The organism is Rathayibacter sp. AY1F6 (assembly GCF_002932035.1).
Taxonomy (GTDB): domain Bacteria; phylum Actinomycetota; class Actinomycetes; order Actinomycetales; family Microbacteriaceae; genus Rathayibacter.
This window is the reverse complement of sequence record NZ_PSVD01000011.1, coordinates 63,483-76,053: the sequence shown is the minus strand read 5'-3', so window position 1 is coordinate 76,053 and position 12,571 is coordinate 63,483. Positions and strand designations below refer to the sequence as shown.

Here is a 12,571-nt window from a genome sequence, read left to right as displayed (position 1 = left end):
CCCGGAGCCCGCGAGCCGACGCGGATCCTCGCGCGGTGACCCCCGGTCGAGGGACGCCTCGACCTCCGGAGCATGGGTGAAGATGGGCGGATGACATCCGTGGGGGGCGTTCCGGAGCTCAGGCTGGCCGTCGTCGACGACCAGCCCCTCTACCGGCACATGCTGTCGTCGCTGCTGCGCGCGGTGCCGGGCGTGCGGAGCGTCGTGGAGGCCGGATCCGCCACGGAGGCGCGGTCGGTGCTGCGGCCCGCGGAGCTCGACGTGGCGATCCTCGACATCGAGCTCGGCGACGGGGACGGCATCGAGCTCGGGCGCCGGCTGCGGTCCACCGCGCCGGGGCTGGGCATCGTCCTGCTCTCGGCCGTCGACGCGATGCACCGCTTCCTCCGCCTCGACCGCGCCGAGGCCCGCGGCTGGAGCTACCTCTCGAAGACCTCCTCCCTCTCCGCCCCCGCCCTGCTCGCCTCCGTCCGCGCGACGGCGGACGGCCGCACCGTGCTCGATCCGGCGCTGGTCGCCGCCCGCGCGGCCCGCCGCGACTCCCCGGTCGCCGCGCTGAGCCCGCGCCAGTACGAGGTGCTCTCGGGTCTCGCATCGGGGCTGACCAACGCCGCGATCGGCGAGCGCCTCGGCATCGCGGTCCGCTCGGTCGACAACAACGTCTACGCGTCCCTCGGCGTCCGCTCGGACGGCGAGCGCAACCCGCGGGTCGACGCGACGCTCCTCTTCCTCGAGCACACCGGATGAGCGCCGGCCCGCGCGACGCGCGCGAGGACAACCGCATCGTCCTCGGAGCGATGGCCCTCCTCGGCGGCGTCCTCTCGCTGCTGGCCGCGCTCCAGGCCGTCTTCGCGCTCGGGATGCTGTCGCGGACGCTGCGGGGCGTCGATCCGGGGCCGCTGCTCGACGTGACGACGCGCGTCCTGGTCAACGTGTCGACGATCGGGCTCGCGATCGCCCTGGTCGCGGTGCTGCGTCCCGAGCGCTCGACCGGCGGCGGCCGGGTGGCCCGGACGGCGGTCATCGCCGTGGGGATGGGACTCGTCCGCTGCTGCCTCCAGGTGCTGACCGGCGTCTACCCGCTCTCGGCCCTCCCCGCTCTCGCGGTCGAGCTGGTCGTCGGATCCACGGTGATCGCGCTGATCACGGCCTACGGCTACCTGCTCGTGCGCGCGGCGCGGCGGGTTCGCGAGAAGGAGCGGGAGCACGCCCGCGCCTCCGTGCAGGCGCTCGAGGCGGTGCAGGCCCTGCAGCGGGAGGAGCTGCGGGTGCGCCGCGACGTCGCGCAGAGCCTGCACGGCGGCCTCCAGAACGGACTCGTGGTGCTGACCGCCGAGCTGCACGCGGTCGCTAGCGCATCCGACGAGGCGGCCTCGGAGCGGCTGCTCGCCATCGCCGCCCGGCTCGACCGGCTCCGCGAGGACGAGGTGCGCGCGGTCGGCCACGCCCTCTACCCGGTCGAGATCGACCACGGCCTGGTCCCCGCCGTCCGCGACCTCGTCGCGCGCCTCCCTCCCGAGATCGCCGTCGACCTCGACCTCGGCCGCATCCCGGCGCTCGCCGCCGAGGGCGCCGAGCCGCCGCTCGACCAGCGGATGCTCCTGGTCCGGTTCCTGGAGGAGGCGGTCACCAACGCGCTGAAGCACGGCGGCGCCTCCTCGCTGCGGGTGCGCGGCGACGAGGAGGCGGGCGTCGTGGTGCTCACCCTCGACGACGACGGCCGCGGACTCGTCGAGGGGTCGACGCGCTCGGGCCTGGCGCGGCTGGAGCGGCAGCTCGCGGTCTACGGGGGCTCGTTGGAGCTCTCGGACTCGCCCGTGCTGGCGGGGGCGCGGCTGAGGGCGCGGCTCCCGCTGTCCGACGCGGACGGCGGCGGGGCGGAGTAACGGGACGGGCGCTCCCGCCGTCCCTCGCGTCGAGCACAGGGCGGTCCGAGGGACGGATTCATGCCGGATGGCGAGCCGTCTCCTCGTGCCCGCCCCTCACGCCGGGTAGACCAGCAGATCCTCCGGAGCGACGGTGAAGCCTGCCTCGCGACCGGGCGCGAGGTCGAGGCGCGCCGCGTCGGCCGCCGGGACGTCGGCGGTCAGGAGCGCGCTGCGCACCCGCACCGCGTCTCCCCGCTGCTCCACATCGGTGATCACGGCGCGGAGGCCTCCCTCTCCGACGGAGACGGCGGAGGGACGGACCGCGGCGAGCACCGCGGCGCCGACCGCGACCGGCTCGGCCGCGACTCCGGACAGCTCGTGCCCGTCGGCGGTGCGCAGACCCGTCGCGGTGCGGACGCCGTCGAGCAGCTCGAGCCCGGCGAGCTCGGCGGTGAACGCGGTGCGCGGGCGCGTGAGGACCCGGGCGGTCGGCCCCTCCTCGACCACACGGCCGCCGTGCAGCACCAGAACCCGGTCGGCGAGGGTCCAGGCGTCGAGCACGTCGTGGGTGACCACGATCGCCGAGCGGTCGGCGAGCACCTCGCGGAGCATCCGGCGGAGGACCGGGGCGGTCCGGGCGTCGACCGCGGCCAGCGGCTCGTCGAGCAGCAGGAGGCGCGGGTCGGTCGCGAGGGCCCGGGCGAGGGCGACCCGCTGAGCCTGGCCGCCGGAGAGGCTCCCCGGGCGCCGGTCGGCCAGGTCGGCCACGCCCGCGGCGGCCAGCTCGCGCTCGGCCCGCTCGAGGGACCGCGCCCGTCCGGCGCCGGCGCTGCGCGGACCGAACGCCGCGTTCTCGCGCACGCTGAGGTGCGGGAACAGCAGCGGGTCCTGCGCCAGCAGGGCGACGGGGCGGCGGTGCGGAGGAGTCCACCGGCGGTCGTCGAAGAGCAGCTCGCCGCCGGCGGTCGCCCGCCCGGAGTCGGCGCGGACGAGGCCGGCGATCAGCTCGAGCACGGTCGACTTGCCCGCGCCGTTGGGCCCGAGCAGCGCGATCGTCTCGCCCTCGGCCACGTCGATCCGCACGTCGATCCCGCGCGCCGCGAGCCGCGCCTCCAGCAGCAGGCTCACCGCGGCACCCCCCGGGCGGAGCGGCCGTGCGCGAGACCGATCACGAGCACCGCGACCACAACGAGCACCAGCGCGAGGGCGACCGCCGCGTCCGGATCGCTCTCCCGCTGCAGGTAGATCTCGAGCGGGAGGGTGCGCGTCGTGCCCTCGAGGCTGCCGGCGAAGGTCAGCGTCGCCCCGAACTCGCCGAGCGCCCGCGCGAACGAGAGGATCGCGCCCGAGGCGAGGCCCGGCAGGATCAGCGGCAGCGTGATCCGCCGGAGCACCGTCCCGGGGGACGCGCCGAGCGTCGCGGCGACCGACTCGTACCGCGCGCCGGCGCTGCGCAGCGCGCCCTCGAGCGTCAGCACCAGGAACGGCAGGGCCACGAAGGTCTGCGCGATCACGACGGCGGTGGTCGAGAACGCGATGCGGACGCCGAGGGCCTCCAGCGCGCCGCCGAGGAGGCCCATCCGCCCGAAGGTGAAGAGCAGCGCGAGCCCGCCGACCACCGGCGGGAGCACCAGCGGCAGCAGCACCAGCGAGCGGAGCAGGCGCTGGCCGGGGAAGGCCGTGCGGGCGAGCACGAGGGCCATCGGGGTGCCGAGCAGCAGGCACAGCAGGGTCGCGACGGCGGAGGTGCGCAGGCTCAGCAGGAGCGCGGCGACGGAGGAGTCGGAGGTGATCAGCGGCAGGAACTGCGGCCAGTCGACGCGGGCGAGGATCGCGGCGAGCGGGAGCAGCACCAGCAGGGCGCCGAGCGCGGCGACGGCCGCGACCCAGCGCGGCAGGCCGGACCCGGTGCGCATCAGCCGCGGGCGAGCGGCGTCTCGACGATGACCGTGGTCGCCTTGACCACCGCCACCGCGGGCGACCCGGGCTCGAGCCCGAGCTCGCGGACCGCTTCGCTGCTCATCAGCGAGACCACGCGGTGGGGACCGCACTGCAGCTCGACCTGCGCCATCACGGTGTCCATCACGATGCCGGTGACGATCCCGACGAAGCGGTTGCGGGCCGAGCGCGCGACCGGGGACGGATCCTCCGGCAGCACGGCGTTCGCGCGGGCGAGCCGGGCGACCTCGAGGCCGTCGACGACGCGTCTCCCGGACGCGTCCTTCGCGCTCTCGAGAGTCCCGTTCTCGATCCAGCGCCGCAGCGTGTCGTCGCTCACGCCGAGCGCGGCGGCGGCGTCCCTGATCCGTATCTGCGGCATGGAGTCGATCCTACGTCCGCGGCTGAGCCTGTTCCGTGCCCGTCTCCTCTCCACGAGATGCCGCTGCGGTGCGCCTCCTGCGGTGTGCCGCGTACCCGCACGGCATCTCGCGGAGAGGGAAGAGAGGACGGCGGAGGGACGGGCGCTGGGGATCCCGGGCCCCGCGCGCAACCCCCTGGAGGACCGGCGGGAGCACGACGCACGCTGAAGGGACGACGACACAGGAGGCGGCATGCGCGCGATGGTCTACCGGGGCCCCTACAAGGTCCGCGTGGAGGAGAAGGACCGGCCGAGGATCGAGCACCCGAACGACGCGATCGTCCGGGTGACGATGGCGGCGATCTGCGGATCCGACCTGCACCTCTACCACGGGCTGCTCCCGGACACCCGGATCGGCCACACCTTCGGCCACGAGTTCATCGGCGTGGTCGACGAGGTCGGCTCGTCGGTGGAGAACCTCAGCGTCGGCGACACGGTGATGGTCCCCTTCACCATCTACTGCGGCTCCTGCTGGTTCTGCTCCCGCGGCCTCTACTCCAACTGCCACAACGTGAATCCGAACGCCACCGCGATCGGCGGCATCTACGGCTACTCGCACTCGGCGGGCGGCTACGACGGCGGGCAGGCGGAGTACGTGCGCGTCCCGTTCGCCGACGTGGGCCCGACGAAGATCCCCGAGTGGCTGCCGCACGAGGACGCCCTGATGCTCACCGACGCCTTCTCGACCGGCTACTTCGGCGCGCAGCTCGGCGACATCGTCGAGGGCGACACGGTCGTGGTGCTCGGAGCCGGACCGGTCGGCCTGGCCGCCGCGCGCTCCGCGTGGCTGATGGGCGCCGGCCGCGTCATCGTCGTCGACCAGATCGACTACCGCCTCGCCAAGGCCCGCGACTTCGCCTTCGCGGAGACCATCGACTACACCGAGGAGGACGACCTCATCGTCACCCTCAAGAAGACCACCGGCGGGCTCGGCGCCGACGTCGTGATCGACGCGGTCGGGGCGGAGGCCGACGGGAACCTCCTCCAGCACGTCACCGGCGCCAAGCTCAAGCTGCAGGGCGGCTCGCCGATCGCGCTCAACTGGGCGATCGACGGCGTCCGGAAGGGCGGCACCGTCTCGGTGATGGGCGCCTACGGGCCGCTCGCGAGCGCCGTCAAGTTCGGCGACGCCGTCAACAAGGGCCTCACCCTGCGGATGAACCAGGCCCCCGTCACCCGGCAGTGGCCGCGCCTGTTCGAGCACATCCGGGCCGGGCACATCACGCCCAGCGACCTGATCACGCACCGCATCCCGCTCGAGCACATCGCCGAGGGGTACCACCTGTTCTCGTCCAAGCTCGACGGCTGCATCAAGACCGTCGTCGTCCCGTAGGAGGATCCCGTGCCGTACACCGCCGACCGCCCCGTCCGCGTGCCGACCGCCGAGGAGCTGCGTGCCCGCATCCCGGGCTGGGGTGCCGACCTCGATCCCGCCGACCGGCCCGCCTTCCCCCGCGAGCGCAGCGACCTCGTCTCGGGCGCGCACTGGGAGCGCCCGGAGAGGATGCGGACGCACGGCCGTCGCGAGAAGAGCATCGAGCACCTCGAGCTGCCCGCCGTCTTCGGCACGGCGCAGCCCCTCCACGGCCTCTCGGGCGCGATCCGCCGCTACGCCTACGACCGGTTCAGCGAGGGCCGCCACGCGCACTGGCTGCTGCTCGTGCTGGGCGACCGGGTGGAGTCGACCGGGGCGCACCTCCGCTCGCTGCTCACGACACGGCCGGACGATCCGATCACCGAGACCGGTGTGCTGGCCGAGGTGCACGCGCACCCGATCGCCTCGCGCCGGGGCCGGTCCGACGTGCGCCACCAGATCCTCGACCCGCTGCTGGTCGGCGGTCCCTGGGTCCTCGCCGCCCTCGGCGCCGTGGCCGTCGGCCGCCGCCTCCTGCGCTGACGCCCGTTCCCCCTCTCGTGAGAGGCCGCTCCGGTGCGCCTCCGTTGCGTGTCGCGGACCGGAGCGGCGTCCCGCGGAGGAGGACGGGGGTCAGCGGCTGCGGGGGGCGGCGCCCGCGGTCGGCGCGGTGCGGGTGTCGACGCTCGCCGTGAGTGCCGCGGAGTAGCCGGACGCCGGGCTGCCGGACATCGTCGCGAGCTGCAGGGCTCCGCCGTCGTCGCCGAAGACGGAGTCCGAGTCCAGGCCGACCCGCGCGAGGTTCGCGGCCGAGCCCGCATAGGCGTCGAGGGCGTAGACCGCGGTGCACGCCTCCTCCTGCAGGGCGACCTGCGAGGTCGCGATCGCGTTCGACGCGTCGGTGATCGAGTCCGCTCCCGGGTACACCTCGAAGTGGATGTGCGGCCAGCGGCCGGGGTAGCAGGCCGGGACGATCGAGGCGAAGGAGACGACGCCCGACGCGTCGGCGACCTGCACGCCGCGGAGGTACGTCTCGTCCTCGACGCCGCGGGAGTACATCGAGTAGTCCCCGTGCGCGTCGCAGTGCCAGACGTACACGGCGGCTCCGGCGAACGGCACGTCCCCGTTCGCCGCGTCGAGGATCGTCAGAGTGAGCGCCAGGGGGACCCCGTCGGCCGTCGCGCCGCCGCCGATGCTGGTGCGCAGGTCGCTGCGGACGATCCCGGAGCGCTCGAGGACGTCGACCCCGTTCGAGCCGTCGCCCGGGTAGGGGCCGGCCGTCTCGTCGGGGATCTCGCCGGCGACCGCGGTGCCGGCCCCGGCCGTGGCGGTCGCGGTGGGAGTCGCGGTGGCGGTCGCGGCGGCGGAGGAGGCGGATCCCGATCCTCCGGTGGCGCACGCCGCGAGCCCGAGGGTCGCCGCCCCCGCACCGACCAGCGTCAGCACGCCGCGCCGCGAGAAGAGGGTCCCCACGTCGAACGGGAGGCCCTGGTCGACCACCTCCTCCTCGGGGCGGTCGAGCCGGCGGCCCTCGTAGGCCGGTCCGTCGGGCGTGCTGCGGGGCTCCGGGATGCGGGTCATGGTCGTGCTCCTCGTCGATCGTGGTGTCCGTCGCGAGCAACCCTTGCGGCCGGGGCTCTGCGCCTCCGATGACCGTCCTACGACCCTCCTATGACCGACCTGCCGACCGCCCTTCAGGCCTCCTCCGACGCCGCGACGCCTCTCACGGTGCTCCGAACCCGGCCGCCGCGAGCACCGCGCGCCCGGCGTCGGAGGCGACGTACGCGACGAAGGCCGCCGCCGTGGCCGGGTCGCCCGCTCCGGTCAGCGCCGCGATCGGGTACGTGTTCACCGCCTCCGAGGCCTCGGCGAAGGGGATGCCGGTGACCGAGCCCGCGGCCCCGCGGACGTCGGTCGCGTAGACGAGCCCGGCGTCCGCTTCACCCGAGGACACCTTGCCGAGCACGTCGGTGACCGACGACTCCTCGCTCACGGGGGAGATGTCGACCCCGGCGGCCTGCTCGACCGCGGCGGCCGCCGCTCCGCACGGCACCTGCGGCGCGCAGACGACGGTGGCGGTCCCGGGCCGGGCGAGGTCGGCGAGCGAGGCGACCTGCGCCGGGTTGCCGGGAGGCACGGCGATCTCGAGCGTGTTCGTGGCGATGTCGACCGGGTTCCCGTCGACGAGCCCGGCCTCGGCGACGGTGGACATTGTGCGCTCGTCGGCGGAGGCGAAGACGTCGGCCGGGGCGCCGTTGACGATCTGCGTCGCGAGGTCGGAGGAGCCGGCGAAGGAGAGCTCGACCTGCGCGCCGGGCTCGGCGGCCTCGAACCCCGTGGCGAGCTCGGTGAACGCGCCCTTCAGCGAGGCGGCGGCGAAGACCGTGATGGAGCCGCCGACCGAGGACGTCGCGCCGCCGGTGGCCGTATCGCCGGCGGGGGTCGACGGAGCGGAGCAGCCGGCGAGCAGGAGGAGCGCGGCAGCGGCCGGGACGAGGGGGAGCAGGCGACGATGCACGGGGACCTCCGGATCTGGGGTCCGCAGATGCGGCGGACAACTGATCCTAGGACCTCAGGTGCGGAGGCGGGCTGGGAGGAGGGCCTCACGTGCGGCGGAGAGACGATCCGAGGATCGGACCGGCCGGGCGACGCGCCTGCGCGAGGACCGACGGGCCGCGCGACGCACAGCGGCGGGCGGACCGCAGCCCTCCGGCTCCGGCCCGCCCGCCGCTCGTCGCGGCCGCCTCGACGGCGGTCCTCCGCTCAGCCCTGCGGCGGCGAGTAGAACTGGAGGTCGTTGCCCTCCGAGTCCTTGAAGGGGAGGATGCGGCCCCACTCGTGGTCGCTGATCTCACCCTCGATCGACGCGCCCCGCGCCGTGAGGCGCTCCAGCTCGTCCTCGATCGAGCCCTCGGGCTGGAACGAGATGACCGCCCCGCCCTGCTCCGCGACCGTGGCCGATTCGCGGGCGTTCAGGCCGATCATCAGCCCGCCGGCGTCCAGCTCCGACCAGTCGGCCGAGGTGTCCTTGACCTCGAGGCCGAGCGTGTCGCGGTAGAACGCGACCGCCCGCTCCATGTCCGTGACGGGGACCCAGACCGTTGCGACTCCTGATGCCATGTCGTGCTCCTTCGCTCGATGATGCCGTTCCTCCGACGCTAGGTCGGGGACGCCCGGAGCGGGGGCCCTTGCGCCGACGCGCGGAGGCTGCTCTCGCGCGGGCGCCTCTCCGCCGAGCTGCCGCGCTCACGCGCCCGGCAGCGGTGAGGCGCCGGCTTCCCGCTGCCCGTCAGTGCCGAGACACCGCCCCGCGCCGAGACACCGCCCCTCGCCGGCGTCCCGGCGCGCAGCGGGACGTCTCGGCCCGGCCTCCGCGCGCGAGCGCTCCCCACCGACGTCACCGACGACGCGGCCGCCGAGGCGGGCGTCGCCTGGATCGAGGAGGCGGTGGGTCCGTTGCGCATCCTGGTCAACAACGCCGGCGTCCAGCACCGCGTGCCCCTGCTCGAGCTCGAGGTCGCCGACTGGGAGCGGGTGCTGCGCACGAACCTCACCAGCGCCTTCGTGGTCGGCCGGGCGGCGGCGAAGCGGATGATCCAGCGCGGCGCCGGGAAGATCGTCAACGTCGCCTCGGTGCAGGCCGATCTCGCGCGGCCGACGATCGCGCCCTACACCGCCTCGAAGGGCGGGATCCGCAACCTCACCCGCGCGATGACGGCGGAGTGGGCGCAGCACGGCATCCAGGTCAATGCGATCGCTCCGGGGTACATCCACACCGAGATGACGCAGGGCCTCGTCGACGACGAGGCGTTCGACAGCTGGATCCTCGGGCGCACGCCCGCCGCGCGCTGGGGCCGCGTCGAGGACCTGATCGGCCCCGCCGTCTGGCTCGCCTCCGACGGCTCGGACTACGTCGACGGGCAGGTCGTCTTCATCGACGGCGGCATGACCGTCGTCGTCTGAGCCACCCCTCGACCCACCGAACGGAACCCGCATGACCGCGCTCGTCCCCGCCTCCACCACCCGCGTCGTCGTCCACGCCGCCGGCCACCTCCGCGTCGAGGAGGCGCCACTCGCGCCGCGCGGCCCCGGCGAGGCCCTCGTCGCCGTCGCGTACGGCGGGATCTGCGGCTCCGATCTGCACTACTGGACGCACGGCGCCGCGGGCGAGTCGATCCTCCGCGAGCCGCAGACGCTCGGCCACGAGGTGGTCGGCACGGTCGTCGAGGCAGCGGCGGACGGCTCGGGACCCCCGGTCGGCGCGGCCGTCGCCGTGCACCCCGCGACCGCTCGCGGCGAGTGGCCCGACGGGCGCCCCAACCTCGCGACCGAGGGCACCTACCTGGGCAGCGCCGCGCGGATGCCGCACACCCAGGGCGCGTTCGCCCGCCACGTGGTGCTGCCGGTGCGCATGCTCCGCGAGCTGCCCGCCGGCCTCGGGCTCCGGGAGGCGGCGCTCGCGGAGCCTGCGAGCGTCGCCTGGCACGCGGTCTCGCGCGCGGGGGAGGTGGCGGGACGGCGCACGCTGGTGATCGGCAGCGGCCCGATCGGGGCGCTGATCGTCGCCGTGCTGAAGCGGGCGGGGGCGGCCGAGATCGTCGCGGTCGACCTGGCCGAGGAGCCGCTCGCGATCGCCCGCGCGGTCGGCGCGACCCGGACGATCCGCGCGACCGACGCAGCCGCGATCGCCGAGGTCGCCGCCGACGTCGTCTTCGAGTCGTCGGGCAGCCCGCGCGGCCTCGGCTCGGCCGTCCGGGGCGCCGCCCGCGGCGGCACCGTTGTGATGGTGGGACTCCTCCCCTCGGGCGAGCAGCCGGCGCTGATCTCGCTCGTGATCACGCGGGAGCTGCGCCTGGTCGGCTCCTTCCGCTTCGTCGACGAGATCGACGAGGTGCTGGCGGCGCTCGCCGACGGGAGCCTCGCGGTGGCGCCGGTGGTCACGCAGGTGGTGCCGCTGGAGCGCGCGCTCGAGGCCTTCGAGCTCGCCCGCGACGCCTCGCGCTCGAGCAAGGTGCTGCTCGACTTCACCCCGTGACGGGCGCTCGAGGCGCCTCCGGAGGGTCGGGATCGCCCGAGCGTTCGGGGTTCCCTCGGACGGCGGTGCCGCCGGAGCACTACCGTTGCACCATGGCGTCCACCGATACCCCCGATTCCGCCCCCGAAGCCGACACCGCTTCCGAGAGCGCCCCCACGCTCACCTTCTCCGACCTCGGTCTCTCCGACCCGGTCCTCAAGGCCCTCAAGGAGGTCGGCTACGAGACGCCCTCGGCCATCCAGGCCGCGACGATCCCGTCCCTCCTCTCCGGCCGCGACGTCCTCGGCGTCGCCCAGACCGGCACCGGCAAGACCGCGGCGTTCGCGCTGCCGATCCTCTCGCGCCTCGACGTCTCGCAGAAGACGCCGCAGGCCCTCGTGCTGGCCCCGACCCGCGAGCTCGCGCTGCAGGTGTGCGAGGCGTTCGAGCGCTACGCGTCCGGCCTCCGCGGCGTCCACGTCCTCCCCGTCTACGGCGGCCAGGGCTACGGCACCCAGCTCTCCGCGCTCCGCCGCGGCGTCCACGTCGTCGTCGGCACGCCCGGCCGCATCATGGACCACCTCGAGAAGGGCACCCTCGACCTCTCGCAGCTGAAGTTCCTGGTGCTCGACGAGGCCGACGAGATGCTCAAGATGGGCTTCGCGGAGGACGTCGAGACGATCCTCGCCGACACCCCCGTCGAGAAGCAGATCGCGCTGTTCTCGGCGACGATGCCCGCGCAGATCCGCCGCATCTCCGGCAAGTACCTGAAGGAGCCGGAGGAGATCACGGTCAAGAACAAGACCACGACCTCCGTCAACACCACCCAGCGCTACCTGATGGTGTCGTACCCGCAGAAGGTCGACGCCCTCACCCGCATCCTCGAGGTCGAGAACTTCGAGGGCATGATCGTGTTCGTCCGCACGAAGAGCGAGACGGAGACGCTGGCCGAGAAGCTGCGCGCCCGCGGCTACACCGCGGCGGCGATCAGCGGAGACGTGGCCCAGGCCCAGCGCGAGCGCACCGTCGAGCAGCTGAAGTCGGGCAAGCTCGACATCCTCGTCGCGACCGACGTCGCCGCCCGCGGCCTCGACGTCGAGCGCATCAGCCACGTCGTCAACTACGACATCCCGATCGACACCGAGTCGTACGTCCACCGCATCGGCCGCACCGGTCGCGCGGGGCGCAGCGGAGCGGCGATCAGCTTCGTCACGCCGCGCGAGCGCCGCCTCCTCGCCGCCATCGAGAAGGCCACCCGCCAGCCGCTGACCGAGATGCGGATGCCGAGCGTCGAGGACGTCAACGTCACCCGCCTCTCGCGCTTCGACGACGCGATCACCGCGGCGCTCGCCGACGCCGAGCGCCTGCAGCGCTTCCGCGACATCATCGGCCACTACGTCGAGCACCACGACGTGGTCGAGTCGGACGTCGCCGCCGCGCTGGCCATCGTCGCGCAGGGCGAGGAGCCGCTGCTGCTCTCGCCCGACGACCCCCGCTTCGCCCGTCGCGAGCGCGAGGACCGCGACTCCCGGCCCGACCGGGGCGACCGCCCCGAGCGCGGCGACCGCTTCGACCGCGGCGGCGACCGGGGCGAGCGTCCCGAGCGCCGTCAGCGCCCGGCGAACAGCAACCTCGCCTCGTACCGGATCGAGGTCGGCCGCCGCCAGCGCGTCGAGCCCCGCCAGATCGTGGGCGCGCTCGCGAACGAGGGCGGCCTCAACCGGGGCGACTTCGGGCACATCGACATCCGCCCGGACTTCTCGATCGTGGAGCTGCCGGCCGACCTGCCCCAGGACGTGCTCGACCGCCTCGCCGACACCCGCATCAGCGGGCAGCTGATCGAGCTGAAGCCGGACCGCCGTCCGAGCCGCGCCGGCGCCGACCGCGGCGCACGCCCCAGCGGCCCGAGCCGCTCGAGCGAGCGTCCGGAGCGCAAGCCGCGCTACTGACGGCTCCCGCCTCTGCGGACGGCACTC

13 protein-coding genes are annotated in these 12,571 nt (G+C 74.5%); 7 read left to right on the top strand and 6 right to left on the bottom strand.

The genetic code is table 11. From position 1 onward, the window contains the following. The first annotated feature begins 90 nt into the window (after nt 1–90). Together C5C44_RS10795 and C5C44_RS10790 are read left to right on the top strand one after the other, a co-directional pair. Entirely contained in the window at nt 91–747 is a 657-nt protein-coding gene (locus C5C44_RS10795) for a response regulator transcription factor (RefSeq protein ID WP_104335840.1), read from the top strand. Continuing rightward, nucleotides 744–1,886, top strand: a complete 1,143-nt coding sequence (locus C5C44_RS10790) for a sensor histidine kinase (protein ID WP_104257870.1) — start codon at nt 744–746, stop codon at nt 1,884–1,886. Before C5C44_RS10795 ends, C5C44_RS10790 begins: the two co-directional genes overlap by 4 nt. Before the next feature lie 96 nt (nt 1,887–1,982). Here C5C44_RS10790 and C5C44_RS10785 read toward each other — a convergent pair whose 3' ends face one another. From C5C44_RS10785 to C5C44_RS10775, 3 genes are read right to left on the bottom strand one after another with little or no spacing between them, the layout of a single operon-like run. Then, complete coding sequence (locus C5C44_RS10785; RefSeq protein ID WP_104335839.1) at nt 1,983–2,996, bottom strand: sulfate/molybdate ABC transporter ATP-binding protein; 1,014 nt, start codon at nt 2,994–2,996, stop codon at nt 1,983–1,985. Then, entirely contained in the window at nt 2,993–3,784 is a 792-nt protein-coding gene (locus tag C5C44_RS10780) for an ABC transporter permease (RefSeq protein ID WP_104335838.1), read from the bottom strand. Before C5C44_RS10780 ends, C5C44_RS10785 begins: the two co-directional genes overlap by 4 nt. Continuing rightward, nucleotides 3,784–4,188: a molybdopterin-binding protein gene (locus tag C5C44_RS10775; protein ID WP_104222447.1), complete on the bottom strand. Its 405-nt coding sequence runs from the start codon at nt 4,186–4,188 to the stop codon at nt 3,784–3,786. The genes C5C44_RS10780 and C5C44_RS10775 overlap by 1 nt, the downstream gene beginning before the upstream one ends. 232 nt (nt 4,189–4,420) lie before the next feature. On the opposite strand from C5C44_RS10775, the gene C5C44_RS10770 reads away from it, so the two are divergent. Both C5C44_RS10770 and C5C44_RS10765 read left to right on the top strand, forming a co-directional pair. Then, the gene (locus C5C44_RS10770; RefSeq protein ID WP_104324685.1) at nt 4,421–5,560 is read left to right on the top strand and encodes a zinc-dependent alcohol dehydrogenase; all 1,140 of its coding nucleotides are present in this window, start codon (nt 4,421–4,423) and stop codon (nt 5,558–5,560) included. A gap of 9 nt (nt 5,561–5,569) precedes the next feature. Then, nucleotides 5,570–6,124, top strand: coding sequence for a hypothetical protein (locus C5C44_RS10765; RefSeq protein WP_104324686.1), 555 nt, complete (start codon nt 5,570–5,572; stop codon nt 6,122–6,124). A gap of 90 nt (nt 6,125–6,214) precedes the next feature. On the opposite strand, the gene C5C44_RS10760 is transcribed toward C5C44_RS10765, so the two are convergent. From C5C44_RS10760 to C5C44_RS10750, 3 genes are all read right to left on the bottom strand, one after another. Further along, nucleotides 6,215–7,162: an intradiol ring-cleavage dioxygenase gene (locus tag C5C44_RS10760; protein WP_104335837.1), complete on the bottom strand. Its 948-nt coding sequence runs from the start codon at nt 7,160–7,162 to the stop codon at nt 6,215–6,217. A 142-nt stretch (nt 7,163–7,304) separates the two neighbouring features. After that, entirely contained in the window at nt 7,305–8,099 is a 795-nt protein-coding gene (modA, locus tag C5C44_RS10755; RefSeq protein WP_104249990.1) for a molybdate ABC transporter substrate-binding protein, read from the bottom strand. 245 nt (nt 8,100–8,344) lie between these two features. Continuing rightward, nucleotides 8,345–8,701, bottom strand: coding sequence for a VOC family protein (locus C5C44_RS10750; protein ID WP_104222452.1), 357 nt, complete (start codon nt 8,699–8,701; stop codon nt 8,345–8,347). A gap of 162 nt (nt 8,702–8,863) precedes the next feature. Between C5C44_RS10750 and C5C44_RS10745 the strand changes: the two genes are divergently transcribed. The 3 genes from C5C44_RS10745 (at nt 8,864) to C5C44_RS10735 (ending at nt 12,544) form a co-directional block, all read left to right on the top strand. Beyond that, nucleotides 8,864–9,544: an SDR family oxidoreductase gene (locus C5C44_RS10745; RefSeq protein WP_104335836.1), complete on the top strand. Its 681-nt coding sequence runs from the start codon at nt 8,864–8,866 to the stop codon at nt 9,542–9,544. 31 nt (nt 9,545–9,575) lie between these two features. Further along, entirely contained in the window at nt 9,576–10,616 is a 1,041-nt protein-coding gene (locus tag C5C44_RS10740; RefSeq protein ID WP_104335835.1) for an L-idonate 5-dehydrogenase, read from the top strand. A gap of 92 nt (nt 10,617–10,708) precedes the next feature. After that, complete coding sequence (locus C5C44_RS10735; protein WP_104335834.1) at nt 10,709–12,544, top strand: DEAD/DEAH box helicase; 1,836 nt, start codon at nt 10,709–10,711, stop codon at nt 12,542–12,544. Nucleotides 12,545–12,571 lie beyond the last annotated feature (27 nt).